Annotated in this window: 1 protein-coding gene; it reads left to right on the forward strand. The window is 69.1% G+C overall.

The annotated features are described in order from the left end of the window. The coding region (locus FAF44_RS54005; RefSeq protein WP_308193559.1) for a sulfotransferase at nt 1-307 on the forward strand (307 nt) is incomplete at both ends.

Below are 307 nucleotides of genomic sequence, written 5' to 3' on the forward strand. Positions count from 1 at the left end.
GCACCAGTGGTACGCCAGCATGCAGACGCTGATCACCAACGGCCCGGGCCGGACGATCCCGCCCGGCCTGCCCGACCGAGCCGCCGCCTTCTTCGGAGCACTGGCACGCTACAACCCGATCATGGACCACATCGGACGGTCCGTCTTCGGCGACGGCACCCGGCTGAGCCAGGAAATGCCCGAAGAAGCCCTCGCCGTCGAGGCATTCCTCCGCCACACGGCCGCGGTCCAGGAAAGCCTCCCGCCCGAACGGCTGCTGATCTTCGACGTCCGCGACGGCTGGGCACCGCTGTGCCGCTTCCTCGAT

The organism is Nonomuraea sp. MG754425 (assembly GCF_021699195.1).
GTDB lineage: Bacteria > Actinomycetota > Actinomycetes > Streptosporangiales > Streptosporangiaceae > Nonomuraea.